At 72.1% G+C, this 24230-nt stretch carries 24 protein-coding genes; 14 read left to right on the top strand and 10 right to left on the bottom strand.

Translation table 11 applies throughout. From position 1 onward, the window contains the following. The first annotated feature begins 2047 nt into the window (after nucleotides 1–2047). Nucleotides 2048–2797: an IclR family transcriptional regulator gene (locus BJY14_RS22590; protein WP_312879354.1), complete on the top strand. Its 750-nt coding sequence runs from the start codon at nucleotides 2048–2050 to the stop codon at nucleotides 2795–2797. 13 nt (nucleotides 2798–2810) lie between these two features. On the opposite strand, the gene BJY14_RS22585 is transcribed toward BJY14_RS22590, so the two are convergent. Further along, on the bottom strand, nucleotides 2811–3173 hold the full coding sequence (locus BJY14_RS22585; RefSeq protein ID WP_179845452.1) for a YkvA family protein: 363 nt from the start codon (nucleotides 3171–3173) through the stop codon (nucleotides 2811–2813). Nucleotides 3174–3245: 72 nt separating this feature from the next. Between BJY14_RS22585 and BJY14_RS22580 the strand changes: the two genes are divergently transcribed. Together BJY14_RS22580 and BJY14_RS22575 are read left to right on the top strand one after the other, a co-directional pair. Then, on the top strand, nucleotides 3246–3509 hold the full coding sequence (locus BJY14_RS22580) for a hypothetical protein (RefSeq protein WP_179845451.1): 264 nt from the start codon (nucleotides 3246–3248) through the stop codon (nucleotides 3507–3509). Between the two features lie 9 nt (nucleotides 3510–3518). Further along, nucleotides 3519–4508: an alpha/beta hydrolase gene (locus BJY14_RS22575; protein WP_179845450.1), complete on the top strand. Its 990-nt coding sequence runs from the start codon at nucleotides 3519–3521 to the stop codon at nucleotides 4506–4508. Between the two features lie 52 nt (nucleotides 4509–4560). On the opposite strand, the gene BJY14_RS22570 is transcribed toward BJY14_RS22575, so the two are convergent. The 5 genes from BJY14_RS22570 to BJY14_RS22550 form a co-directional block, all read right to left on the bottom strand. After that, nucleotides 4561–5190 carry a septal ring lytic transglycosylase RlpA family protein gene (locus BJY14_RS22570; protein ID WP_179845449.1) on the bottom strand — a complete coding sequence of 210 codons (630 nt, stop codon included), beginning with the start codon at nucleotides 5188–5190 and terminating at the stop codon, nucleotides 4561–4563. 485 nt (nucleotides 5191–5675) lie between these two features. Beyond that, a complete protein-coding gene (locus BJY14_RS22565) occupies nucleotides 5676–6686 on the bottom strand; it encodes a hypothetical protein (protein WP_179845448.1) in 1011 nt (336 codons plus the stop codon). A 259-nt stretch (nucleotides 6687–6945) separates the two neighbouring features. Continuing rightward, a complete protein-coding gene (locus tag BJY14_RS22560; RefSeq protein WP_179845447.1) occupies nucleotides 6946–8052 on the bottom strand; it encodes a ferritin-like domain-containing protein in 1107 nt (368 codons plus the stop codon). 195 nt (nucleotides 8053–8247) lie between these two features. Next, nucleotides 8248–8856 carry an LURP-one-related family protein gene (locus BJY14_RS22555; protein ID WP_312879353.1) on the bottom strand — a complete coding sequence of 203 codons (609 nt, stop codon included), beginning with the start codon at nucleotides 8854–8856 and terminating at the stop codon, nucleotides 8248–8250. An 84-nt stretch (nucleotides 8857–8940) separates the two neighbouring features. Beyond that, the gene (locus BJY14_RS22550) at nucleotides 8941–9564 is read right to left on the bottom strand and encodes a TetR/AcrR family transcriptional regulator (RefSeq protein WP_179845446.1); all 624 of its coding nucleotides are present in this window, start codon (nucleotides 9562–9564) and stop codon (nucleotides 8941–8943) included. A gap of 149 nt (nucleotides 9565–9713) precedes the next feature. Here BJY14_RS22550 and BJY14_RS22545 point away from each other — a divergent pair, with 149 nt between their 5' ends. The 7 genes from BJY14_RS22545 to BJY14_RS22515 all read left to right on the top strand — a co-directional run bounded on the left by BJY14_RS22545 (nucleotide 9714) and on the right by BJY14_RS22515 (nucleotide 15577). Continuing rightward, a complete protein-coding gene (locus BJY14_RS22545; protein WP_179845445.1) occupies nucleotides 9714–11018 on the top strand; it encodes a GH1 family beta-glucosidase in 1305 nt (434 codons plus the stop codon). A 68-nt stretch (nucleotides 11019–11086) separates the two neighbouring features. Beyond that, entirely contained in the window at nucleotides 11087–11377 is a 291-nt protein-coding gene (locus BJY14_RS22540; RefSeq protein WP_218905552.1) for a chorismate mutase, read from the top strand. Nucleotides 11378–11410: 33 nt separating this feature from the next. Then, nucleotides 11411–13108 carry a protein kinase domain-containing protein gene (locus tag BJY14_RS46635; protein ID WP_179845443.1) on the top strand — a complete coding sequence of 566 codons (1698 nt, stop codon included), beginning with the start codon at nucleotides 11411–11413 and terminating at the stop codon, nucleotides 13106–13108. After that, nucleotides 13108–13833, top strand: a complete 726-nt coding sequence (locus BJY14_RS22530) for a hypothetical protein (RefSeq protein WP_179845442.1) — start codon at nucleotides 13108–13110, stop codon at nucleotides 13831–13833. Before BJY14_RS46635 ends, BJY14_RS22530 begins: the two co-directional genes overlap by 1 nt. Before the next feature lie 87 nt (nucleotides 13834–13920). Beyond that, entirely contained in the window at nucleotides 13921–14118 is a 198-nt protein-coding gene (locus BJY14_RS22525) for a hypothetical protein (RefSeq protein ID WP_179845441.1), read from the top strand. 53 nt (nucleotides 14119–14171) lie between these two features. After that, a complete protein-coding gene (locus BJY14_RS22520; RefSeq protein WP_179845440.1) occupies nucleotides 14172–14819 on the top strand; it encodes a GNAT family N-acetyltransferase in 648 nt (215 codons plus the stop codon). Continuing rightward, nucleotides 14816–15577: a class I SAM-dependent methyltransferase gene (locus tag BJY14_RS22515; protein WP_179845439.1), complete on the top strand. Its 762-nt coding sequence runs from the start codon at nucleotides 14816–14818 to the stop codon at nucleotides 15575–15577. Before BJY14_RS22520 ends, BJY14_RS22515 begins: the two co-directional genes overlap by 4 nt. A gap of 10 nt (nucleotides 15578–15587) precedes the next feature. Here BJY14_RS22515 and BJY14_RS22510 read toward each other — a convergent pair whose 3' ends face one another. Beyond that, nucleotides 15588–16643 (bottom strand): MBL fold metallo-hydrolase, encoded by a 1056-nt coding sequence (locus BJY14_RS22510; protein ID WP_179845438.1) that lies wholly within the window; start codon nucleotides 16641–16643, stop codon nucleotides 15588–15590. 104 nt (nucleotides 16644–16747) lie between these two features. On the opposite strand from BJY14_RS22510, the gene BJY14_RS22505 reads away from it, so the two are divergent. Further along, nucleotides 16748–17548, top strand: a complete 801-nt coding sequence (locus BJY14_RS22505) for an SAM-dependent methyltransferase (protein ID WP_179845437.1) — start codon at nucleotides 16748–16750, stop codon at nucleotides 17546–17548. On the opposite strand, the gene BJY14_RS22500 is transcribed toward BJY14_RS22505, so the two are convergent. Next, a complete protein-coding gene (locus tag BJY14_RS22500) occupies nucleotides 17545–18315 on the bottom strand; it encodes an endonuclease/exonuclease/phosphatase family protein (RefSeq protein ID WP_179845436.1) in 771 nt (256 codons plus the stop codon). The two genes, BJY14_RS22505 and BJY14_RS22500, sit on opposite strands and share 4 nt — an antisense overlap. A 107-nt stretch (nucleotides 18316–18422) precedes the next feature. Between BJY14_RS22500 and BJY14_RS22495 the strand changes: the two genes are divergently transcribed. Further along, nucleotides 18423–19529, top strand: coding sequence for an LLM class flavin-dependent oxidoreductase (locus tag BJY14_RS22495; protein WP_179845435.1), 1107 nt, complete (start codon nucleotides 18423–18425; stop codon nucleotides 19527–19529). Beyond that, the gene (locus tag BJY14_RS22490; protein WP_179845434.1) at nucleotides 19526–20518 is read left to right on the top strand and encodes an AraC family transcriptional regulator; all 993 of its coding nucleotides are present in this window, start codon (nucleotides 19526–19528) and stop codon (nucleotides 20516–20518) included. Before BJY14_RS22495 ends, BJY14_RS22490 begins: the two co-directional genes overlap by 4 nt. Nucleotide 20519: 1 nt before the next feature. Here BJY14_RS22490 and BJY14_RS22485 read toward each other — a convergent pair whose 3' ends face one another. Together BJY14_RS22485 and BJY14_RS22475 are read right to left on the bottom strand one after the other, a co-directional pair. After that, nucleotides 20520–22373, bottom strand: a complete 1854-nt coding sequence (locus BJY14_RS22485) for an SDR family oxidoreductase (protein WP_179849552.1) — start codon at nucleotides 22371–22373, stop codon at nucleotides 20520–20522. Nucleotides 22374–22662: 289 nt separating this feature from the next. After that, nucleotides 22663–23772: a CapA family protein gene (locus BJY14_RS22475; protein WP_376770014.1), complete on the bottom strand. Its 1110-nt coding sequence runs from the start codon at nucleotides 23770–23772 to the stop codon at nucleotides 22663–22665. A 172-nt stretch (nucleotides 23773–23944) separates the two neighbouring features. On the opposite strand from BJY14_RS22475, the gene BJY14_RS22470 reads away from it, so the two are divergent. Next, nucleotides 23945–24160: a hypothetical protein gene (locus tag BJY14_RS22470; protein ID WP_179845432.1), complete on the top strand. Its 216-nt coding sequence runs from the start codon at nucleotides 23945–23947 to the stop codon at nucleotides 24158–24160. Nucleotides 24161–24230: the final 70 nt, after the last annotated feature.

Here is a 24230-nt window from a genome sequence, read left to right as displayed (position 1 = left end):
CCCACTCCCGCCCGGCATCCCCGGCCCGTCCACAACCGGCCCGCCCCCAGGCGGCAGACCGCCCCCGCCCGGCTGGGCACCCACCTCGGGTTTACCGCCCGGGCTCGGCTTCCCACTCTCACCCGGCTTAGCGGCCACGCTCGGCTTCACACTGTGCGGCGGCTCAACACTCCCACTCGGCCCCACACCACCGGACGGCGCCCCACCGTGACTCGGCTTCACACCGTGGCTCGGCTTCGCGCTGTGGCTCGGCTTCGCGCTGTGGCTCGGCTTCGCGCTGTGCGGCGGCAGGACGTGAGATGACGGCTTCGAACTCTGACGCGGCTTACCGCTGTCGGACGGCACCGCAACGTGGGGCGTCTTTCCATGGATTGTCGCCGGACACGGCCACCCCTCCACGGTCGTACTGCTTCCCACGCACGGCGTAGACGGACCCCCCGGCCCCACCGGCCGCGGATGAGCCCTAGGGGACGGCTTAACACCGTGGCTGGACGACACACACGGCCGTCCACTCCCGCCAGAGCCGCCCCCCACACACTGCGGCGGCGCGCTACCCGCTCCTGGGGAAGACCCAGATGACGTGACACCAGGCGTCGGGTTCCACCTGGACGGCGACGGACACGCCCGCCCCCCGCCGCCAGCGTTGCCCCGCACACAAGGCCCACTCAGCTGCGAACTAGGACTCGACTTGGCCCCGTGCGTCGCCTTCCCACCGGATGGCGACGCACACGGCCGTCCACTCCCCCCGAAGTCACCAGCGACACAATGCGCCACCGTCCCACCCGCACTGGGCTGAACACTGGCCCGCGGCTTAGCAGCATGAACCGGCTCCCCACCAGAAGGCGACACACAAGGACCGCCCCCGCCCGACGCGCCCCCCGCACACTGCAACGGCCCGCCACCCGCGCCAGGCCCCATTACGGACCGCGGCTTAGCAGCGTGCACCGCCTCGCCACCGGAAGGCGACACGCATGGGCCGCCCCCGCCCGACGTGGCGCCCGCGCACTGCGACGGCCCGCCACCCGCGCTGGGCTTCGCGCTGGAGCCCGGCTTGGCCTGCGCCGGATCGCTGCCAGAAGGCGACGTACACGGGCGGCTGCCCTTGTCGGATGCCGCGACCGCGCACTGTGATGGCGTACCGGGCTGCGGCTTGGCTGCGTACGCTGGATCGCTTCCAGAAGGTGGCGTGCACGGGCGGGTGGGCGGGCTTGTGTTGCTCTTCTTGCATTGCGTCTCTTTGGTGGCGCCGGGCAGGGGGGCCGTTGGGCACCACTGCGTGGCGGGGCTCGCCTTGTCGTTGGTGCAGGGTGTGAACTCATCGCCGCTCTGGCCGACGCTGGACGGGTTAGGTGAAGCGCCGTTCAACGCGGTCCGGGCGGTCTTGGTGAAGTCGAGGAAGGTGCGGGTCGAGCGGCGCGGGGCGTTGGAGGCGTCCGCTACGGCGAGGATGCTCAGGGGTTTCGCGGACGGTCCCTGCACCAGCGAGGCCGGGAACCGGACGGTCCCCCTACGTTCACGCCCCTCCGGGCCCACATCGCCAAGGACGCAGCGCAGCCCCTGGCCGGAGCCGAGCGGCGAGCAATCAGGTGTGCGGCTCGTCCAGGACAAGGGGCGGTCGGCAGTGAGGCGCAGGCCGGCCTTGCGGGCGACGCCGCCCTGGGCGCTGACGCGGACGGTGAAGGCCAGCGTGTAGTCGGATCCCTGCAACGTGACGCCGTCGGGTTTCGTGGCCACACGCAACCGGACGTTCGGCGGGGCCGTCTCCGGCACCGCCTGGGCGGCCGGGCTCATCAGCGTGAGCGGCGCGGCCAGCGCGCTGCTCACCGTGATCGCGCCCCAGCGGGCTCCTCGGCGCTCCCCTCGCACACGCTCCCCCTAGCGGTCTCCTCGTGGGCACCCGGGGGCCGCGCTCACGATGTCGGACACAAGGAGTTATTGCCGCGTCACTCGCCGGAGTAACGTGCCGCATCCCGGCAACCCACCCTCTTTCGCACAGCGAAATCGAATCTTCGTAGAATCGGGTGATCGCGATGGAGAGGAGTCACGGGTGACGGAGGGCGTTCGGTCGCTGGCCCGCGCGTTCGAGCTGCTGGAGCATCTGGCGGACGCGGGCGGCGAGATGGCGCTGTCGGAGCTGACGGAGGTCTCCGGGCTGCCGATGCCGACGATCTACCGGCTGATGCGGACGCTGGTCAACCAGGGCTATGTCCGGCAGGAGCCGTCCAAGCGCTACGCCCTGGGCCCGCGCCTCATCCGGCTCGGCGAGGGCGCGAGCCGCCTGCTCGGCACGTGGGCGCGGCCGGTGCTGTCGCGGCTGGTGGAGGAGGTCGGCGAGACGGCCAACATGGCGGTCCTGGAGGGGGACGAGGCCGTGTACGTGGCGCAGGTGCCGTCCAAGCACTCGATGCGGATGTTCACCGAGGTGGGGCGGCGCGTCCAGCCGCACTGCACGGGTGTGGGGAAGGCGCTCCTGGCGCAGTTGCCGGACCATCGGGTCCGCGAGATCCTCGCCAGGACGGGCATGGACGCGCACACGCCCAACACCTTCACCGACGCAGAAGCCCTGCTAGCGGAACTTGAGCAGATCCGCCGGCAGGGCTACGCGCTCGACGACGAGGAGCAGGAGCTCGGTGTCCGGTGCGTCGCGGTGGCGTTGCAAGGTGCGCCGACGTTGACGGCCATCTCGGTGTCGGGGCCTTCAGGACGTATGACGCACGAGGCCGTTCCGAACGTCGTGCCCATCATGCGCGACGCCGCCGACCGTTTCGCCAAGGAACTGGGGCCGAACGCCTCCTGAGTCCGTGCGGTCGTCAGTCGACGGGCTCGCCGACGATGACGGTCGGGCGCCCGCTGCGCTCCCAGGTGACGAAGTCCCCTGCGGACTTCACCAGCACGGTCGCCAGCCACAGGGCCAGCCCGGTGTCGTCGGCGATGCCCACGACGGGGATGACGTCGGGAATGGCGTCGATCGGGGAGATGATGTAGACGAGCCCCAGGGCGAGCAGTCCGAGCGTCCCGAAGGACATCCCCTTGTACTGCCCGCGCAGGACCGACTTGAGCATCCTGGGAACGGCGCGGAAGCGTTCCCAGAATCCTGGCGCGTCGGGTTCGAGCGTCTCGCGGTAGATATGCCAGGCCTGCCCGGCGGCGGCCGCACTGCGCTTCCTGTCCACCAGCACTCCTTGAATCGGGACGTCTGGGCGGGCGCGCCCCCGCAACGCCCACGTACGACTAGGACGCGACGAGTGCCGGAATTGTTCCCTTCGATCGATCATGAGGTGCGGGTCACACCCCGGGCCGATCCGGCTCTCGCCAGCACGATCATCGATCGGATCGGGCGATCGCGCTCGATCCGGGTGACCTCAGGTGAGGTGTTCATCACTCTCGTGGTCGACGTGCGGCGGTTCGCGGCGTGTCGGCTGGCGGCCGCTGCGAGCATGGGCGATCCGGGGGAGCGCCGCCTCCGCCCGGCACGACCGGCAAAGCCCGTCGAGCATCGCAGGAGCTGACGTACCGATATGAGCGGCGACGATACGAACCGCCCCGTCCACGGCACCGTGGCAGGCGACGCCTATGTCGCGCTGCCCCCGACGGCCGTCGACGCGACCGCGTCCGGCCCGACCCGGCTGATCGTGGCCTGGCCCGGCTTCGACCCGCCACGGGCGGCGAGCGCGCTGGCGACGGCGATCCCGATGACGGGCGTGCCCGTGTGGCGCGTCTATCTCGACCTGCCGGGGCGCTCGCCCGGCGGTCTCGGCTCCGGCTCGATCCTGGAGACCGAGAGCATCGAGGCGTACTGCGCGGCCGTGGAGAACGCCGCCCGGCGGCTGCCCGACGCGCTCGCGCAGATCCGCCGCGACCTCGACGTCCCGGACGGCCCGGTGGGCCTCGCGGGCTTCAGCGCGGGCGGCGCGGCCGCCCTGCTCGCCGTGGCGCACGGTGTGGTCCCGGTGAGCACCGCCGCGCTCGTCGCGCCCGTCGTCGCCCCGGCGCGGGCCGCGCGGGCGGTGGAGAAGAGGTCCGGTTCGGAGCGCGCCTGGAGCGAGCACGCCGTCGCGCTCGCCGACCGGCTCGACCTCGGGGCCCTCGCCGGTGACATCGCCGGACGGGACGTCCCGGTCCTGCTCGTCGGCGGCGCGAAGGACCGCGTCGTCCCCGCACGGGAGATCACGGCGCTCCGCGACGAGCTGCGCAGGCACGGCGGCCAGGCGGAGTCGACCACGTTCCGGATGGGGCACGCGCTGGCCGCCGAGCCCGGCACCGAGCCGCGTCCGCCGATCACCGAGGCCGTCCGGGTCGACGGCGTCCTCACCGACTGGTTCCGCGACCGTCTCGCCACGCTCGCGCCCGGGGCGGCCGAGGGGGCCGCGCAGGCCGGGCCCGGTGGCGGGGCGGCCGAGGCGAGCGGTGACACGCAGCCGATGGAGCGGCGGCACGGTTCGTGGTCGTCCGGCACGGGGAACGCCCCGGAGGCACGGACGGGCGCCGGGCTGGGCCACGGGTTCTGACCGCCCGGCGGGCACGCTGCCGCGCCCGCCGGGCGGGTGGTGACCGAGCGGGTCAGCCCTTGGACAGGACCTCGTAGCGGACGGGAATGACGCCCGACCCGGTGCCGCCGACCTTCTTCATGGCGGCCTTGGACAGGTCCAGGCAGCGTCCGCCCGCGTACGGGCCGCGGTCGTTGATGCGGACGACGACCGAACGGTCGTTGTTCTTGTTGGTCACCCGGACCTTCGAGCCCAGCGGCAGCGTCTTGTGCGCGGCCGTCAGCTCGCTCGGGTCGAAGGGCTCGCCGCTCGCGGTCATCTGGCCCTCCCAGTAGTAGGAGGCCTCGCAGGAACCCGACTTCACGACCTTGTACTGCTTCTTCTTCTTGGGCTTCGCCAGGTTCGCGGCCTGGCTGTCGGCCTTCGACGACTTCTTCTTCTTGCCCTTCCTGGGAGTCTTCGAAGGTGACGGCTCCGGAGAGCGGGGCCGGCCTCGGCCGGCGCGGGTCGGCTCGCCGTGCGGACGGTCCGCCAGCGGGTCCGCGGCCTGGGGCGCGGTCTGCGCCGCCTGTGCCGAGTCGGCGGGGCCTTCGCGTCCGGCCAGGGCGAAAGCGCCCGCGGCGAGGACGGCGACGGCGGCGCCGGAGACGATCAGGATGGTGCGTAGGCGCGCTCGAAGAAGACGCCTGACAGGGCTACCCACAGAGGAGTCCTTTGTTAGGGGACAGGACCCCGGACGCCCGGCGGATCTCACCGCCGCTCTCTCATGGCAGGGCCGGGCGACGTAGGCCGTCCCCCGGATCCCCCGCCGCCCGCGGGCTCATCGGCCCGCTTCGCGCCGTTCTCTCAGGCGCGTCCGCATGATCGCGGATCGGCGTCCGGCAGGTGCGGCTGGAAAGGCATCTTCACTTTTCGAAATCGCTGAAGCGCCGCACAAGTCCCTGACCGTACGTTGTGTCCTCCATAGATCAAGCCGTAGAGCCGTTGTTTGTGGGATTTGTCACCTCACCTTTTGCCCGCCGAAGCTGATCAACTTCATCGGGTGACCACATTTCAAGATCGTCTTTACTGCGCGCATACCGCTGATCTCGGACGGATAACAAAGGATCCGGCACATGGGAACGGGGCGGCCCGACGGAAGATCACTTCCGTCGGACCGCCCCGTGAGCTGGGACGACAGGCGGCGCGTCAGCCGCGCCCGCCGGCGGCCGGAACCGCCGGAACCGCGGGCACCGCAGGCACCGCCGGCACCTTCGGCACGCCGAGCACGGACGCGTCGGGCATGGACAGCGGGCCGTCCTCCGGCCCGCCGTCAGCCGTCCTGCGGGCGGCGCCGTCACGCGCCTTCAGGACGTCCACAACGTTGCCGACGCCGCCCTCGGGCCGGCCGAGGCCGGACTTGGCCTTGTCCACGGTGCCGCCAGCCTGCCCGACCAGGTCGCCGGACGGGGCGGGCCCGGCGTACCGGGCGGCCCGCGGGAAGAGCACCGAGCCGAGGGGCAGGCCACCGGGGGTCGCGCCGCCGAGCAGGGACCCGAGGTCCGGCAGCCCGGAGTTCGGCCCCGGGCCGGCCAGGCTGATGGGCGTCTCGGCGGCGCGGGCGTTCCGCGCGGCCTCGCGGTGTCCGAGCTTGCCGCCGGGCAGGAGCTTGCCGGTGGGCAGGCCCTTGCCGAGCTTGCCGACGCCGCCGAGCAGCGTGCCGGGGACGTCGCCCCCTCCACCGGGCGGGATGGGCAGCGCCGTCCCGGGCTTGCTAGCGCGGGCGTCACGGTGGGTCGCACTTGGGCAGTCGCCCTGGGGGAGCCCACTGATCGGGGCCTGGCCGACGGACGGCAGCTGCGCGTCCGGCAGCCCAAGCCCGGTGCTCGACCCGAGCGTCTCGTCCGGGCGCACCCGGCACCGGGCGCGGGCGGTGCGCATGCCCGAGCCCGCCGGCGCGGCCCGCAGCAGCCCGTCCGCGGCGCCGGTGCCCAGCTCCGCGGTCCGGCCGCCCGTCCCGGCGACGGGGGCGGGGAGGGTGCGCATGACGGTATGGCCCGTGGAGGCGGTCTCGTACAGGAGCAGCGTGGACGGGCCGGACGCCGCGCTCGGCGCCGCCTTCGCGGGTGCGGCGTCCGTCGGGGCGGCCGCCACGGCGATCGCGGCGGCGAACGAGGCGAGGACGGAGACCCTGAACAGGCTTCTGGCGGAGCGGTTCATTCTTTCCCCCGGGGTTTTCGGATTGGCCGTGCACCTGTGGCGTGCGCCCGAGCGGCTGGTGAATCCCGGCGCACCGTCGAGCGGGGACGCTAGTACACAGCGCGGCCGGATGCGGCCGATTCGAAAATGACTTGGGGAAACCAGAAAGATCTAGATGAACTGATCATAGCTGTTCGGCGAAATGCCAAATGCTGACAATTTCGGATAAAGCAAAGGGCGGGGGCGTCCCGGAGGACGCCCCCGCCCGACCGCGGTCCGGCTACTCGGCCGCGCCGAGGGAGATGGCCTCGTCGACCTCGTCCTGGCGGGCGGCGAGCTCGGTCGCGTAGCGCTCCTCGTCGACCTTCTCGGCGATCTCCTCGTCCTGCCTCATCAGGGCTTCGAGGTCGGCCTTGGCGTTGTCGAGGACGCCCATGTCCTGGTAGGCGGCCTGCACCTTGTCACCCCAGAGGCCCACGTCCCGGACGCACGGGACGATGCGGCTGAAAAGGAGCGACTGATAGAGCGTGTACATGTCGGAGTTGTCGACGTACTCCATGCACCGGTCGACCGGCATGTCGAGCTGCTCGAAGATCTCGCGCCCCTTGAAGCGGTCGCGCATCAGGTAGCAGCCCTCGACGACGAACTCCTCGCGCTCGGCCCGCTCCTTGTCGGTGAGCTCGGCGTAGTAGTCCTTGAGCGCGAGGCGCCCGAACGCGACGTGCCGTGCCTCGTCCTGCATGACGTACGCGAGGAGCTGCTTGACCAGCGGGTTGGTCGACATGTCGCGGTACAGCCCGAACGCGGCGAGGGCGAGGCCCTCGATGAGGACCTGCATGCCGAGGTAGGGCAGGTCCCAGCGGCTGTCCTCCAGCGACTCGGCGAGCAGCTTCGCCAGGTCCTGGTTGACCGGGTAGTACATGCCGATCTTCTCGTGCACGAACTTCGCGTACAGCTCGACGTGGCGCGCCTCGTCCATGGTCTGGGTGGCGGCGTAGAACTTCGAGTCCAGGTCCGGGACGGTCTGGACGATGCGCGCCGAGACGTTCAGCGCGCCCTGCTCGCCGTGCAGGAACTGGCTGAACAGCCACGAGCCCTGGTGGCGGCCGAACTCGTCCTTCTCCTTCTGCGACATCTTGTCCCAGATGTCGGACCCGAACAGCGGGTTGAAGTTCTCCGGCAGCCCGGCGATGTTGATCGGATCGACCTCAAGGTCCCAGTCGATGCGCTTCTGCGCGTCCCACTGCTTGTCCTTGCCCTTCTGGTACAGGTTCAGCAGCCGGTCGCGGCCCTCGTCGTACTCCCAGGTGAAGCGGGTGTCGCCCGCCATCGGGACGTTCCACGTCTCGGTCGGGACCGGCGTGGCGTAGAGGTCGTAGGAACTCACGGGGGGATCCTCCTCCAGGGGTGACGCCGCACGATCGCGACGCGGGTGTGCACCGCCCTTGGCTTTACATGCCTTCGTAACATGTAAAGCCCGCGGAGGCCAGTGAGTCACCGGAACCCGTGACGCCGGCGCCACCGAACACGGTCGCCCGCGCCCCGGGAGGGGTGCGGGCGAGCGGGCGGAACGTTCCCGGGGTCAGCGGGACTGGAGGGCGTCCAGGCCGACGGCCTGGGCGATGACGAGGCGGCGGTCCAGGCGCGGGTCGCTGATCTCGACGATGTAGCGGTCGCGGAAGCCGAACTTCTTCTCGACGCTGAAGACGACCTGGTCACCGGCGTAGAAGTCGAAGTGGTACGGCCATGCGAACGGCAGGTTCTCCACGTACGGGATGAACTGCCAGACCCTCCGCAGCAGGGCGACGAACTTGTTGCGCTCGCTGCCGGTCGTCACGCCGAGGCCGGGCTGCTCCAGATGCCAGGTGGAGGCGAGCAGCGACTTCTTGAAGTCCTTGCGGAACACTCCGATCGGCTGCCCGTGCGCGTCCGTGATGTCGTACGCCGACGCGAGGTCGATGCGCTTGCGCGCCTTGAACCCGAGGATCGGGCGCGTCTTGGAGTCGTCCGAGTAGAGGGTGACCTGCTCCTTGAACGCCAGCCGCTTCTGCTGCGCGAAGGCGAGCAGCTCGCCCTCGTCGCCGCCCGGCCCCTCCGCGTGCACCTCGTACTGGTTCACCATCAGGCGCACCCGCTGCCGGATCAGCAGCTTGCGCTGTGCCTGGAGTCTTTCCTCGTCCAGCGAACTCACCCGTTCCGTGTCGGTTTGCGGAGGGGAGTCTGCCATAGCAAGTCCCTTTCATCCGGCGTTTCCCGGATGCGTCCGACGTCCGGGTCAGGACTCCTGGATGTGCGCGGCCAGGTATCCGTGGATCAGCCGCTCGGCCTCGGCGACGATCTCCGGGTCGCCTTCCGGGCTGCGGCGGAACGCCATCTTCAGCACGGCGTCGCCGGCCTCGACCGAGATGGCGAGCGCGGTCGCGAGGCCCGGGGTGTCCTGGACGCCGAACGTGTCCACGATCATCCGGCGGAGCCGGTCGGCGACCACGGCGTTGTTGTCGGCATCGGAGTCGAGCAGGTTGACGTCGGCGACGTCGCCGAAGCGCAGCACCCGGAAGCCCGGCACGGTCCGGTGCATCTCCACGAAGATCTCGATGATCGCGCCGACCGTGTCGGACCAGTCGCCGAACCGGCCCGCGGTGAGCCGCGCGGAGATCCGGTCGCCGAACTCCTCCAGGTTGCGCAGCGCAAGCGCCTGCGCGACCGCGCGCTTGTCGGGGAAGAACTGGTACACCGAGCCGATCGCCACCTCGGCGCGCTGGGCGATGCGCGTCGTGGTCAGGCCGTCGTAGCCGTCCTCGTCCAGGATCTCGGCGCAGGCGTCCAGCATCCGCTGGACGCGTTCGGCGCTGCGGCGCTGGGCGGGACGGCGGCGGAGCGGGGTTCGGATCTCGGTCACCCTGCCATTGTCCCCCGGTCGCAACGGTGCCGGGCATGCACAGCGTGCCACACCTCTGGGTCGCGGGAGTCTTCCGCCCGCACCACCCCGCCACTAATATCCGAAGGCTATTCGCATTTTCGGTCGGACCATGGGGGAAGGAAGCGCGGATGGGTCTTCCGGAGAACTTCCGCTGGGGCGTGGCCACCGCCGCCTACCAGATCGAGGGCGCGGTCGGGGAGGACGGGCGGGGACCGTCCACCTGGGACACGTTCTCCCACACGCCCGGGCGGACCCGCGACGGCCACACCGGCGACGTCGCCTGCGACCACTACCACCGCTGGCCCGAGGACGTCGCGCTGATGGCGGGCCTCGGCGTCGACGCGTACCGGTTCTCGATCGCATGGCCGCGCGTGCAGCCCTCCGGCATCGGCGCCGTCAACGCCAAGGGCCTCGACTTCTACGACCGGCTGGTGGACGGCCTGCTCGCCGCCGGCATCGCCCCCGCCGCCACCCTCTACCACTGGGACCTCCCGCAGCCGCTCGAAGACGCCGGCGGCTGGATGGAGCGTGACACCGCCTACCGGTTCGCCGAATTCTCCTACCTGGCGGCCGAGCGCCTCTCCGATCGCGTCGACATGTGGATAACCCTCAACGAGCCCGTGGTCGTCACCGCCTACGGCTACGCGTTCGGCGTCTACGCACCCGGCAAGACGCTCCTGCTCGACGCGCTGCCCACGGCGCACCACCAGCTCCTCGGCCACGGCCTCGCCGTCAACGCCCTGCGCAGCCGGGGCGCGCGCACGGTCGGGCTGACGAACCACTACTCCCCCGCCTGGGCCGCCTCCCCCGCCGACCAGCCCGCCGCCGACGCCTTCGACGCGTTCATGAACCGGCTGTTCACCGACCCCGTCCTGCTCGGCCGCTACCCGGACCTGATGGGGGACGCGCCGTTCATCCGCTCCGAGGACATGTCGGTCATCGCCTCACCCATCGACTTCCTGGGAGTGAACTACTACAACCCCACGCGGGTCGCGACGCCGGCCGAGGGCCCGCTTCCGTTCGACCTCGTGGACATCACCGAGTACCCGACGACGGGGATGGGCTGGCCGATCGTCCCGGACGCCTTCCTGTCGCTGCTGCGCACCCTCGACTCCCGCTACGACCTGCCGCCGGTCTACATCACCGAGAACGGCTGCTCGTTCGCCGACGAGCCGGGCCCGGACGGCACCGTGGACGACCCGTCCCGCATCGAGTTCCTCGACGCCCACATCGCCGCCATGCGGACCGCCGTCGACGAGGACATCGACATCCGCGGCTACTTCGCCTGGTCGCTCCTGGACAACTTCGAGTGGGCGGAGGGCTACCACCCCCGCTTCGGACTCGTCCACGTCGACTACGAGACGCAGAAGCGCACGCCCAAGACGTCCTACGGCTGGTACCGCGACCTCATCGCGTCGTCCAGGAATCGCTGACGAACCCTGCGTTCGGCCCCAGGCCCCGCTCCTCTCCTCCCGACCGGCCGTGCGGCAGGCTGATGCGCATGGAGACTCCAGAAACGCTCGCGGACGTGCGCACGCGGATCGACGCCATCGACGGGCAACTGGTCCGGCTGCTGGCCGAGCGAGAGGGGCTGGTGCGCGCGGCCGCCGCCTTCAAGCGCGACGAGGGGGCCGTCCGGGCGCCCGACCGGGTGGAGCGGGTCGTCGCGCTCGCGCGGGAGCGGGCCGCGGACGCCGGGCTCTCGCCCGAGGTCGCCGAGACGGTGTGGCGGGCGATGATCGGCGCCTTCATCGATCTGGAGCTGACCGAGCACGCGACCCGCCGCGGATAGTCTGCTCTCTCCGCTTCGTCGTGGAGGTTCTGAATGCCGGAGTCCCGCCCGCTGCGCGCCACCGATCCCCGCGAGATCGGCGGGTTCCGGCTGACGGCCCGGATCGGCGAGGGCGCCCAGGGCCTCGTCTTCCTGGGCGAATCGGGCACCGGGCAGCGGGTCGCCGTGAAGCTCCTGCACGCCGACTTCGGACGGGACGAGCGGGCCCGCACCCTCTTCGACCGGGAACTGGCGGCGGCCCGCAGCGTCGCCCCGTTCTGCACCGCCCGCATCCTCGCGGCGGACGCCGAGGGCGACACCCCCCACATCGTCAGCGAGTACATCGACGGGCCCTCGCTGCGCGACCGGGTCCTCGAGGAGGGCGCGGCGTCCCCGGCGGAGCTGGTCAGGCTGGCCGTCGGCACCGCGACGGCCCTGGCGGCCATCCATGAGGCGGGCGTCGTCCACCGCGACTTCAAGCCGGCCAACGTCCTGCTCGGACCCGACGGCCCGAAGGTCATCGACTTCGGCGTGGCGCGCCCGCTGGAGGCCACCTCCGCCACCCTGACCGGCGCGGTCGGCACCCCCGCCTACATGGCGCCCGAGCAGGTGGCGGGATCCGCGGGCGGAGCGCCGCTGGACATGTTCGCGTGGGGGTGCACGATGGCGTTCGCCGCGAACGGCGTCCCGCCGTTCGGCAGCGACTCCGTGCCGGCCATCATGCAGCGGATCCTCTACGGGGAGCCGGACCTCGGCGCGCTGACCGGGGAACTGCGGACGCTCGTCGCGGCCAGCCTGGAGAAGGACCCCGCGGCCCGGCCGACCGCCCTCCAGGTGCTCCAGCGGCTGCTCGGGCTCGGCCCGAACGCGAACCTCCTCGTGGAAGGCACCTCGGCGGCCGCGCGGCCGGCCGCGCCACCGCGGGCGGCGAACTGGGCACCGCCGGCCGCGCCCCACCCGCAGGCCGCAGGCTGGACGCCGCCGGTCCCCGCGCCCCCGCCGCTTCCGGGAACGTATCCGGGCGGCCCGCCACCGGCCGGGCGAGGCGGCCGGGTGCTCCTCATCACCGGAGCGGCCGCCGCGGCCGTGGTCCTGGCCGGCGGGCTCGTCGCCGCGCTCCTCCTCATGGGCGATGGCGAGGCGGAAGGCGGCGGGCGGGGCGGCGGCGGGACGCCGGTCGCCCGGTCGACGCGGTCCGGTTCGTGCGCGTACCGGCCCGCGACCGGCACGAACACCAAGGACGTCGGGACGCCGCCGACCGCGCTCCCGGCGACGGCCCCGTCCCGCGCCACCGTCGAGACCGGCCTCGGCACGCTCCAGATCTCGCTGGACGCCGGGACGGCGCCCTGCACGGTGAACTCCCTGGCCTACCTCGCGGCCCAGAAGTTCTACGACCGCACCTCATGCCACCGGCTCACGACGGGCACGAGCCTCCAGGTCCTCCAGTGCGGCGACCCCAGCGGCACCGGAACGGGCGGACCCACCTACCAGTTCGACGACGAGAGCCTGAGATCCGCGCGCTACACGCGGGGGACCGTGGCCATGGCCAACGCGGGCCCGAACACCAACGGCAGCCAGTTCTTCATCCTGTACGGCGACACCACGGACCTCCCCGCGTCCTACACGGTCTTCGGCCGGGTCACCTCCGGAATGGACGTCGTGGACAAGGTCGCCAAGCGGGGCGTCGAGGGCGGCGGCACGGACGGCGCCCCGGCGGAGAAGGTGACGATCAACGAGCTGCGCACGTCCTGATGCGCGAGATCGAGGAGCTGTACGCGGCGTTCGCGCACGTTCCCCGTCCCGCCGCGCCGTCCGGATGCCCGTGCTGCGTCGACCCCGAGGAGGGGCAGGCCCTGCTCCGGCGCCGGCCGCGCGACCTCGGCGTCGAGGAGCTGTCCCGGTACGCGGCCAAGGTGCTGAACACGTGGGGCGGCCCCGAGGACCTGCGGTACTTCGCGCCGCGGCTTCTGGAACTGGCCGCCCACGACGCCTTCATCTGGCCCGACCCAGAGATCGTGTTCGGCAAGTTCGCCCAGGCGGGCTGGCGCACCTGGGGCCAGCGCGACGCCCTCGCCGCCTTCTTCGACGCGTTCTGGACCCGGACGCTGGAGCGGTTCCCCAACCGTCCCTCGGTGGACACGTCCCTCTGCGCTCTGGCGGCGGCCGAGGCCGACATACCCCGCTACCTGGACGAGTGGGGACGGCTGGCATCCGAGGCGCCCATCAGGCATCTGCACGAGTTCGCCGTCCATGGCCTGACCTGGACAAGGGGCACCCCGCGACTGAGCAACGCGTTCTGGGACGCCTCGGCTCCCTCATACCGCCGGGTCGTCGACTGGCTGACCGGCGGCCCCGCTGCGGAGGCCGTCGCCGCGGCCTTCGCCCGGACAGACGACGAGGCGGTCCTGCACCTGCTGGCCGAGACCGACTCCGCGCTGCTCGACCCTGGCGCGGCCCTGGGCGTGACCTGGCCATGACGCTCGCCGGGCAGCGGATTAGAACCGGGCTCGCGGCGCGTTGAAAGAGGTGGAAACAGCCCCCGGACCAAGGAGGACGCTCCCTCGATGGCCCTCAAGCGACCGTCCTTCCTGCCGTCCCTGGACGAACTCGAACAGCAGGCGCAGAGCAGGTCGTCCCAACGCGGACGCCCCGGTTCCCACTTCGACCACCCCACCGCGAAGGCCCTGTTCGTAGCCGTCCTGGCCGTGACCGTCCTCGCCCACGTGGTCGGCGGCGTCGTCTTCCTCCTCCTGGGCCACTGACCAGACCGTCAAAACCAGGTGCCCTGGACGGCGGGAAGGGCCATGGTGAAGGGATGCTGGTCGATCACTTCCCGCCGCTCGGGTTGCGGCTCACGACGCCGCGGCTGGAGCTCAGGCTGCCTTCGTCCGAGGAACTCGCCGCGCTGGCCGGCCTCGCCGCCGAGGGCGTCCACGATCCGGAGACGATGCCGTTCATGGTGCCGTGGACGGACCGCCCGCCCGCCGAGGTCGCGCGCGGCGTCGTCCAGCACCACTGGAGGAACCTCGCGGAGTGGACGCCGGAGAAGTGGGAGTTCGACCTCACCGTGTTCCACGAGGGCGAAGTCGTCGGGCAGCAGTCCCTCTGGGCGCGCGACCTCGTCGTCCTCCGGCAGGTCGAGACCGGCTCATGGCTGGGCCGGCGCTACCACGGGCGTGGGATCGGCACGGAGATGAGGGCCGCCGTCCTGCACCTGGCCTTCGCGGGCCTGGACGCCGAGGAGGCCGTCTCCGCCGCGTTCGAGAACAGCCATGCCTCGAACGCGGTGTCGCGCAAGCTCGGCTACCAGCCCAACGGAGTGGACCGCCACGTCATACGCGGTGCCGTGACCATCGAGCAGCGGTACCGGCTCACCCGGGCCGACTGGGAACGCCACCGCACCGTCCCCGTCACGATCGAGGGGCTCGCCCCCTGCCGGCCGATGCTGGGGCTCCCCAAATGACGGAGCGGACGTTCGACGATCTGGTCGCCGAGGCCGCGGCCGTGTCCGTGGCGGGCTGGGACTTCTCCTGGCTGGACGGCCGCGCGACCGAACAGCGCCCGTCCTGGGGCTACCAGCGGCTGATGAGCGAGCGGCTGGGCCGGGCCCGGGCGGCGCTCGACGTCGAGACCGGCGGCGGCGAGGTGCTCGCCGGGGCCGCGAAGCTCCCGCCGGCGATGGCGGCGACCGAGTCGTGGCCGCCGAACATCGCGAAGGCCACCCGCCTCCTGCATCCCAGGGGCGCGGTCGTCGTCGCGGACTCCGGCGAGCCTCCGCTCCCGTTCGCCGACGAGGCGTTCGATCTGGTCGTCAGCCGCCATCCGGCGACGGTCCGGTGGGCCGAGATCGCGCGGGTCCTCGCCCCGGGCGGGACCTACCTCGCCCAGCATGTGGGCCCGGCGAGCGTCTTCGAACTGACCGAGTTCTTCCTCGGCCCCCAGCCCGAGGCCCGCCGCGCACGGGACCCCGAGGCCGAGAGCGCCGCCGCCCGGGCCGCCGGGCTCGACATCGTGGATCTGCGCGCCGAGCGCCTGCGGATGGAGTTCTTCGACGTCGGCGCGGTCGTCTACTTCCTGCGCAAGGTGATCTGGATCGTCCCCGGCTTCACCGTCGACGGCCACCGCGACCGCCTGCGCGAACTGGACGAGCTGATCCGGCGCGACGGCGTCTTCACCGCCCACTCGTCCCGCACCCTCATCGAGGCCCGCAAGCCGTCGTGAGGCGGGTGGGCTACGCAGCGGTCAGACGGTAGGCGGTGCCGCTGCTGCCCTGCACCCAGGCGTCGGGCAGGGCGGCGGCCAGGGCGTGCTGGGCGCGCCAGCCGGTGCAGTGGCCCGGGACGACGAGTCCCGGCGCGAGGCCGGTGAGGGCGGCGACGGTGGGCGGGATGACCGGTTCGAAGGCCGGGCCGCCGAGGTGCAGCCCGCCGACGAGCGCGTGCAGCCTGTCGACCCCCGTCAGCCGCTGCGCGTGCCGGACGATGTTGACGGCCCCGGAGTGCCCGCAGCCGGTCAGCACGACCAGCCCGCGGCCCCGGACGTCGACGACGAGCGCCTGGTCGTCGAGGACGAGCGGGTCGTGGGCCCATTCCCCGCCCGTCCATGCCTGGTGCGGGGGCGGCATGCCGCGCTCGAACTCGGTCGTCCGGTCCACCTCGCCGGTGATCAGGACGCTGCCGTCCAGCAGCAGCGAGGGCTCGCGGCGCTCGATGACCTGGAAGCCCTCCCCGTCCAGCGCCCGCCTGCTCAGCGTGGGCAGCTCCTCGACGTCCCGGCCGGGCACGGCGATGCGGCGCCTCGTCCAGACGAGGGGGTGCAGCACCATCGGCAGCGACCGCACGCCGCGCAGGCCCATCAGCCCCGTCAGCCCGCCCGCGTGGTCGAAGTGGCCGTGGCTGAGCACGACGCCCTGGACGTCGCCGAGGTCGATGCCGAGCCTGTCGGCGTTCGTGACCATCGCGTCGGGGGACCGGCCGGTGTCGAACAGCAGGGTCGCGGAGCGGCCGGCCCGGCGCACCGTGACCAGCGCGGAGAATCCGTGCTCGGCGATCATCCCCGCGGTGGTGCGGGCGCCCTCGAACTGCGGCGCCGCCACCACGCCCGCTCCGGAGCCCGCCCGGCGGGTCCGCTCGTCATCGCCCAGCAGGGCGTCGTAGACGTTGTCGACCAGGGTGACGATCTCGACCTCGTCCACCGGCTCCAGCGCGACGGGATCGACCGCCTCCCCCCGCGCCGGGCGCGGCATCGACGCCGCCGCCTCCCCCGTTCCGCCCGCGGTCTCGCACATGACGGCAGCCTAACGGCCCGTCGCCGGCCGCCCTCGCGCGATGCCTGGGCGGCGTAAACTGAATGATCACGATTTGCGAGGTTCGGGAAGGTCGTGGCGACGGGATGGCGGACTCCGGAGAGACCTCGTCGGTGCCCGGTGTGGACACCGGCACGCCGAGCGTGGCCCGCATGTACGACTACTTCCTGGGCGGCAAGGACAACTACGCCTCCGACCGCGCCGCCGCGGAGGCGGTCGCGCAGGCGCTGCCCACGGTCGAGGGGGTCGCCCGCGCGAACCGCGCGTTCCTCCAGCGCGCCGTCCGCTACGTGGCCGGACGCGGCATCGACCAGTTCCTGGACATCGGCACCGGCCTGCCCACGCAGGGCAACGTGCACGAGATCGCGCGCGTGGAGCGGCCCGGCACGCGGGTCGCGTACGTCGACAACGACCCGATGGTGACCGTCCACGCGCGGGCCCTGGTCGCCACGGACGAGCTGACCACGATCGTCCAGGCCGACATGCGCGAGCCGGACACCGTCCTGGACGACCCGCAGGTGCACGCGCTGATCGATTTCCGGCGCCCGCTGTGCGTGCTGTTCGTCGCGGTCCTGCACTTCCTCCATGACGAGGAGGACCCGGCGGGGCTCGTCCGGCGCTTCACCGACGCCCTGCCCGCGGGCAGCCACGTCATCCTGTCGCACGCGGCGCTGGAGGAGCAGCGCAACGTGCGGGTCGGGGAGACCTACCGGTCGCAGGCGGCGAGCGCGAGCCTCGTGGCCCGGACTCGTGATCAGGTGGCCGCCCTTCTCGACGGACTCACCATCGTCGACCCGGGCGTGGTCCGCCTGCATGAATGGCGTCCCTACGGCGGCGAATACATCACCGACGCGGGCTGGACGGCCGTGGCCCGCAAGGACGGTTAAGCGTCGCGCGTGCTCCCGGCGGTGAGGTCGGCTGCGATCCCGTAATGGTCCGACAGGACAGCCGAACGCCCGCTCGGAAGACGGACCTTCTCCTTGAAGACCAGGCGCGTCGTCGCATCGAGGCCCGGCCTGACCAGGAGCTGGTCGATGGCGCCGATCTCGGCGTACTCGGGACGGAACGTCGGTTCCGTGTCACCGCCGAACGCGTCACGCAGACCAGTGCTCGAAATGAATTCCGCAAGGTAGGGGGAGTCACGGGGGACGTTGAAATCGCCCATCGCCACCAGCGGTTCCGTCTCGGGGATCCGGTCGACGGCCGCCGCCAGCCGCTCCAACTCCGCCTTCTCGACCCGCGCGTAGACGTTGGACGAGGACCAGTCCATGTCCAGGTTCGCCGAAAGGTGGGTGTTCACGACGGTCAGGTGCCCCTCGGGGAGGCGGATCCGGGTGAACAGGGCGCCCTTGCCCAGCAGCCATTCAGGACGAGCCGGAGGGGCGGGAGCGTACGCCCGGAAATGGCGGCGGACCACCGGGTGGCGGGAAAGGGTCACCAGCCCGCCGCGCACGAGCGGGAACATCGGCAGGTAGGCGATGTGGGCATACGAGGTCGCGACGCGTCGCAGCAGGCGCAGCACCCGCCACGAGATGACCTCCTGCAAGCAGACGACGTCGTAGTCCGACCGCTCGATCGTCTCGGCCAGGACGGCCATCCGGGCCAGGGCCTCGCCTTTGAAAAGGGTGTTGAACGTGAGGACGCGCGCCTGCATGGCGGCCACTGTATGTCACCGCGTTGCCCATCGTGGCGACGCCTTCCGATACTGGGCGCAACGACCGGACCGGCATTAACGGAAGCATCGGATAGGAAAGGTTCTGCATGGGATTCCAACTCGGCCTGTTCTCCCCCAACACCGAATCGGGGCTCGCCATCACCACCGCACCGGAGCGATGGCACGCCACCTGGGACGACAATCTGCGGCTCGCCCGGATCGCGGACGAGGTCGGCATCGACTTCCTCCTCCCGGTCGCGCGCTGGACGGACTGGGGGCCGGACACCGACTTCCACCGCAGCGCCCTCGATCCGCTGGTGTGGGCGTCCGGGCTGCTCGCCCAGACGACCCGGCTCCGCGTGTTCACCACCGTCCACACCGCGTTCCACCACCCCGTCGTCGCGGCCAAGCAGCTCGCCACCGCCGACCACCTCAGCAAGGGGCGGGTCGGGCTGAACATCGTGGCCGGTTGGCACGCTCCCGAATACGAGATGTTCGGCCTCTCGCTGCCCGGCGACCACGACACGCGCTACGCCCTCGCGCAGGAGTGGTGGGACGTCGTCAGGCGCATCTGGTCGTCCGACGAGCCGTTCGATCACGAGGGGCGGTTCTTCCAGCTCAAGAACGTCGTGGGCAGGCCCAAGCCGTACAACGGGCAGAGCCTTCCCGTCATCAACGCCGGGTCGTCCAAGCAGGGACGCTCGTTCGCCGCGCGCAACGCCGACCGGGCGTTCACCGTCGTCGGCGGGCCGCAGGACGGGGCCGACATCGTGAAGGCCATCCGCGCCGAGGCCGCCTCGCACGGCCGGGAGGTGGGCGTCTTCACCCTCGGCCACGTCGTGTGCCGGCCGACGAAAAAGGAGGCGGAGGACTTCCTGCACTACTACGCCGACGAGCGCGCCGACTGGCCCGCCGTCGACGAGGTGATGCGGCTGCAGGGGCTGCACGCGCAGTCGTTCACGCCGGACATGCTCCAGGTGTACCGCGACAGGTTCGCGGCCGGCCACGGCAGCTGCCCGCTGGTCGGCGACCCCGACGACGTCGCGGACGGCCTGGCGGATTTCGCTCATGCGGGATTCGACGGTATCGCTCTGTCGTTCCTCAATTACGCTGACGAGTTGGGCTACTTCGCCGCGGAGGTCATGCCGCGGCTCCGCGCCCGAGGTGTTCTGTCCGCCGACCACGAGGAAACGGCCTCCCCGCCAGGACGATGACTTCTTCCGAGACCAAGCCGCCCCTGTCCGCCCACCGGCGCGTCCTCAGCGAGGACATGGGAGTCCTGCACGACACCGTCGAGCCGTTCGCCGTCGGCCACGACCTCCAGGCGCTCGAACCGGACGTGCCGATGGACGGCCTGGTCAACGCCCTCGGCGTGGGCTCGGTCAACCTCGTCTGGGTGCGGTACGGGGGCGGCGGCGTCATCGTGGACACGCCGCCCACGGAAGGGAACTTCGCCCTGTGCGCGCCGATGGCGCCCATGGGCGTGGAGTACCGGGCCTCCAGGCGCCGGACGACCTCGACGGGCAGCCTCGTCCTGTCGCACGACGAGGCGATGCGGATGACGCCGCATCCGACGGAGGGCTGCCTGGTCATCGCGACGAGCACCGGGCGGCTCGCCGACCATCTCGGCGCCCATCTCGGGCGCGGCCACTCCGCGCCGCTGCGTTTTCACGACGCCGGGGAGGAGGGCCTCGTGCCGTCCTCGATCGTCGAGCGGACCTGGCGCTACGTGTGCGACGTCCTCGACGACGCGGCGGCGCAGGGCGGCCTCCATCCGCTGGCCGAGCGCAGCCTGGAGGAGTCGCTGCTCACGGCGATCCTCCTCGGCCTGCCCCACACGGGCACGCCGAGCCTCGCCGAGCCCGCCGACCGGGTCCCCCACCATCTGGCAGGGATCATCCGGGAGTGGGTGGAGGCGCACCACCACCGCCCGATCGGGGTCACCGACATCGCGGCGGCGGTGGGGCTCGGCGTGCGGCAGCTCCAGGTCGTCTGCCAGACCGAGTGGGGCATGACGCCCACGCAGATGCTGCGCGGCGTGCGGCTCGACCGCGCCCGCGCCGCGCTCACCGTGGCCCGGCCCGGGCCCGGCGCGATCACCGACGTGGCCGGGGCGGCCGGGTACTTCCACATGAGCCGTTTCGCCGCCCACTACCGGCAGCGCTTCGGCGAGACGCCCTCGCAGACCCTGATGCGGGCCTGAGTCAGTCCTGGGGCCGCTCCATGCCGGTCAGGAACCGGTCGCCGGCGCGGCGCCCGAACCGGGCGAGGGCCCTGTTCGCGGTGGGCGACACGCGGGAGAGCGCGCGCCACAGGCGCGCCTCGGCGGTGACGAGCACGACCGGCCTGTCCTGCCGGACGGCCCGCAGGATGGCCCGCGCGACCTTCTCCGGCGGGAACCCCCGGCGCTCGGACGCCTGCACGATCCACGCGCGCAGCTCGGTCTCCACGCCCGGCGGCATGCCGACGAACCGGGTCCTGCCGACGATGGGGGTGTCGATCACCCCGGGGCAGACGGCGGAGACGCCGATCCCGTAGCGGTCGAGGTCGAGGCGCAGGCTCTCGGTCATCTGCAGGACGGCGGCCTTGGTGGCCCCGTACGCGGGCATGTCGGCGCTGGGCAGGTAGGCGGCCATCGAGGAGATGTTGACGATGTGGCCCCACTCGCCGCGCGCCACCATCAGGCGCCCGAACAGGCGGGAGCCGCGGTACATGCCGTCCAGGTTGATGGAGCGGATGCGGTTCCACTCCTCCTCGGACGTCTCAAGCAGCGACCCCGCGATGGCGATGCCCGCGTTGTTCACGACGACGTCGGGGACGCCGTGAGTGTCGTGGACGTGGTCGGCGAACCGCTCCATGGCCTCGGCGTCGGCCACGTCCACTCCGTAGGCGTGGGCTTCGCCGTCGGCTGCCTGTATCTCCTCCACCGTGCGCTTGGCGGCGCCCTCGTCGATGTCGGCCACGACGACACGTGCCCCTGCGGCGGCGAAGGCATGGGCGGTGGCGCGTCCGATGCCGCTGCCGGCCCCTGTGATGACGACGAGATCGCCCCCGAAGTCCTTGCCGGGGACTCCCGCCGCGCGCGCGTGGGCGATCGCAGGCGTCTCCGGAGCGCCCTCGATGTGGTCCGCGAATTCGCTGATCCAGCGGGCGACGAGGTCGGGGTGACTGCGCGCCACCCAGTGACCCGCCGGTGCGCGCCGCACGTACAGGCGCTCCACGGGCCCGCGCGCGGACAGCAGGAGCGCCTGCGACCCGTAGCGGTCCTTGACGGGGACGATGAGCTGGACGGGGACGTCCGTCCGCCCATCGCCGAGCGTCGCCGCGCCCCGGTCCGTCACGGCACGGCCCCCCACGTCAGCACGGCCTCTCGCGTCAGCGCGGCCTCTCACGTCAGCGCGGCGGCCCATGTTGGCGCGGTACAGGCCGAGCCCGTTGCGGGCGTCCGCGGCCAGCGTGCCGGCCGGATGCCCGGAGCGCGGGTCGGCGCCCTCGCGCAGCCGCATCACCCGGCCGAACCCGGCGGCGAGGACACGGGCGGCGGCCTCGCCCGCCCAGGGCGTCATCAGGACCGGCATGTAGACGCTGCGCCGCACCTGCCCGAGCACCTCCGCGACGCCCCGCGGCCCGGACCGGACGGACTCCCGCGCCCAGCGGGCCATGTGCCGCCGGTCCGGGCCGGAGATGGAGGTGAACGAGGCGACGCGGCCGCGCAGCCGGTCCCCGATGACGGCCTCCCAGCCCTGCACCGAGCCCCAGTCGTGCCCCACCAGGTGGACGGGCTCGTCGGCGCCCACGCCGTCCAGGACGGCCTCCAGGTCGCCCATGAGCGCGTCCAGCCGGTAGTCCAGCGGGTCGGCCGGGACACCGGACGCCCCGGCACCGCGCACGTCGTAGACGACGACGCGGAACCGTCCGGAGAGCCGCTCGGCGACCTCGTCCCACATCGCGCCCGTGTCGGGGTAGCCGTGGACGAGCACGACCGTCGGCCGGTTCTCCACGCCGCGCACCCGCACGGCCAGCTCGATCTCGCCCGACCTCACCCACTGGTCACGCATCGGCACGCCCGCCTGTCCCTAGGAGCTCGTTTCCCGTGAAACTACGCCCCTGAGGCGGCGTGTCCACAGTTCCCTGGCGGACCGGCCGGCACAGGATCGTGCGCGTCCTTGCCGGATCCTCCTCCCGCGGATCGAACAGGCAGGCCTCATGGTGCAGGCCGTGCGGCGCGAGGCCTTCGGCCTCCATCAGCGAATCCATGCGGGCGAGGGACGCGGGCTCGTCGGAGTACGGCCCGCGCTGCAACACCTGCACGCAACACCCGTCGGTGCAGGAGACGTGGCCACCAGCTCAGGAGGGGCGGGCGCTCAGTCCGGTGCAGGAGCGCAGGCCGTTCCACCGCTTGACCTCCGCCTGGGCGGCGGCGCCCTTCATCGGCAGGGGGATGCCGCCGGAGATGAGCGCGGGGTTCCACTTGTCCTTGGTGACCTTGCCGTTCTCCACCTTGAGAAAGAGCACGCCGGACTTCGCCGTCTGGCCCTGCGCGGAGGAGAACACGAAGTTGCCCATGCCGTAATGGACGTACGCGCCGTTCATGTAGCCGCCGCCCAGCGGGATGTGCGCGTGCCCGCCGACCACGACGTCGGCGCCCGCCGCGACGAGCGCCTTGGCGAGCTCCTGCTGGCGGGGCAGCGGGCAGCCCTTCAGCTCCGCGCCCCAGTGCAGGTGCACGATGACGACGTCCGAGCCCTGGCGCGCCTCCTTCACCGCCTGCACCATGCGCGGGACGTCCTTGGCCGACGCGAGGCCGCCCTTGGTGTCGGTGGCCGTCCACGCCTGGATCAGGTGGTCGTCCAGCACCTGCGTGGCGCCGACGATGGCGATCTTGTTGCCCTTCACCGTGACGCGGTAAGGGCGGTAGGCCGCTGCCGCGTTCTTGCCTATGCCGACCACCGGGAACCCGCTGCGCTGGATGGCGGCCAGGGAGTCGCGCAGGCCGCCTTCCATGTAGTCCATGCCGTGGTTGTTGGCCATGGAGGTCACGTCCACGCCCGCCGCCTTCAGCGCCGTGAACGCGGTCGCCGGGGCGCGGAAGGTGAACTGCTTGCCGGGCGCGGGCGTCCCCCCGGTCGTGATGGCCGTCTCCAGGTTCACCATGGCGAGGTCGGCCGCGCGCAGCTGCTTGGCGATCGGGCCCAGCGCCGTGGACGGCTGGGCCAGCCGTCCGCGCAGCGACCCCTCGAAGTGCGTGTCGCCGCCGAAGGCGATCAGGATCGGCTGCTTGGCGGCCTTCGCCGGCCGCGTCCCGCCCGGCTGCCCGCCGGACGGCGAGGCCGGGGGCGTCGCGCCCTCCGCGCTGGACTTGTCCGAGCCGCCGCCGCACGCCGCCGCGGCCAGCGCCACCCCGGCCATGACCAGGGCCGTCGTCCCTCGCACGGCCGTCTTCCCCCGCATGGCCATAGCCTCGCCTCCGTCCGGCCCCCCGTGGACCTGTGGGTCGGGATCGGCCCAGCATGCCATGAGCGCCCCGCGTCCCGACAAAGACGCACAACTCTTTGTCTTGAACCGTTCATGTTTACGGGGATAGGTTGACCCGCATGACCGCAGCCGAGACGCCGAGGCCCCGCACCCGATGACCGTGGCGAGCCCCGCCCGGCCGGAGAGCCGCGCAGCCGGCGTCCACCGCCTGGTGTGCCGGAACTGCGGGGCGGCCGAGGACGTCGACCGCGCCGCGGAGCACGACCCCTGCCTGGAGCCGGCGACCGGTACCGGCTTCCGGATCGAGGCCGCCGAGGTGACGTTCCGGGGCCTGTGCCCCGCCTGCCGCGCTCGCGCGGACGGCGACTGACCCTCACCGGAGGGGAGGCCCGGCCTCGCGGCCGCCCCTCGCCGGGAGCGGCCGGGCGACCTCCCGCCCG

It is taken from the genome of Actinomadura luteofluorescens (genome assembly GCF_013409365.1).
GTDB lineage: Bacteria > Actinomycetota > Actinomycetes > Streptosporangiales > Streptosporangiaceae > Spirillospora > Spirillospora luteofluorescens.
This window is presented reverse-complemented; position numbering and strand designations above follow the sequence as displayed.

Coding starts and splice junctions, on each gene's coding strand:
- BJY14_RS22490 (WP_179845434.1), top strand. CDS start 19,526: ATGACTTCTTCCGAGACCAAGCCGCCCCTGTCCGCCCACCGGCGCGTC.
- BJY14_RS22470 (WP_179845432.1), top strand. CDS start 23,945: ATGACCGTGGCGAGCCCCGCCCGGCCGGAGAGCCGCGCAGCCGGCGTC.
- BJY14_RS22510 (WP_179845438.1), bottom strand. CDS start 16,643: ATGTGCGAGACCGCGGGCGGAACGGGGGAGGCGGCGGCGTCGATGCCG.
- BJY14_RS22515 (WP_179845439.1), top strand. CDS start 14,816: ATGACGGAGCGGACGTTCGACGATCTGGTCGCCGAGGCCGCGGCCGTG.
- BJY14_RS46635 (WP_179845443.1), top strand. CDS start 11,411: ATGCCGGAGTCCCGCCCGCTGCGCGCCACCGATCCCCGCGAGATCGGC.
- BJY14_RS22500 (WP_179845436.1), bottom strand. CDS start 18,315: ATGCAGGCGCGCGTCCTCACGTTCAACACCCTTTTCAAAGGCGAGGCC.
- BJY14_RS22530 (WP_179845442.1), top strand. CDS start 13,108: ATGCGCGAGATCGAGGAGCTGTACGCGGCGTTCGCGCACGTTCCCCGT.
- BJY14_RS22525 (WP_179845441.1), top strand. CDS start 13,921: ATGGCCCTCAAGCGACCGTCCTTCCTGCCGTCCCTGGACGAACTCGAA.
- BJY14_RS22485 (WP_179849552.1), bottom strand. CDS start 22,373: ATGCGTGACCAGTGGGTGAGGTCGGGCGAGATCGAGCTGGCCGTGCGG.
- BJY14_RS22540 (WP_218905552.1), top strand. CDS start 11,087: ATGGAGACTCCAGAAACGCTCGCGGACGTGCGCACGCGGATCGACGCC.
- BJY14_RS22495 (WP_179845435.1), top strand. CDS start 18,423: ATGGGATTCCAACTCGGCCTGTTCTCCCCCAACACCGAATCGGGGCTC.
- BJY14_RS22545 (WP_179845445.1), top strand. CDS start 9,714: ATGGGTCTTCCGGAGAACTTCCGCTGGGGCGTGGCCACCGCCGCCTAC.
- BJY14_RS22475 (WP_376770014.1), bottom strand. CDS start 23,772: ATGGCCATGCGGGGGAAGACGGCCGTGCGAGGGACGACGGCCCTGGTC.
- BJY14_RS22575 (WP_179845450.1), top strand. CDS start 3,519: ATGAGCGGCGACGATACGAACCGCCCCGTCCACGGCACCGTGGCAGGC.
- BJY14_RS22520 (WP_179845440.1), top strand. CDS start 14,172: ATGCTGGTCGATCACTTCCCGCCGCTCGGGTTGCGGCTCACGACGCCG.
- BJY14_RS22505 (WP_179845437.1), top strand. CDS start 16,748: ATGGCGGACTCCGGAGAGACCTCGTCGGTGCCCGGTGTGGACACCGGC.
- BJY14_RS22565 (WP_179845448.1), bottom strand. CDS start 6,686: ATGAACCGCTCCGCCAGAAGCCTGTTCAGGGTCTCCGTCCTCGCCTCG.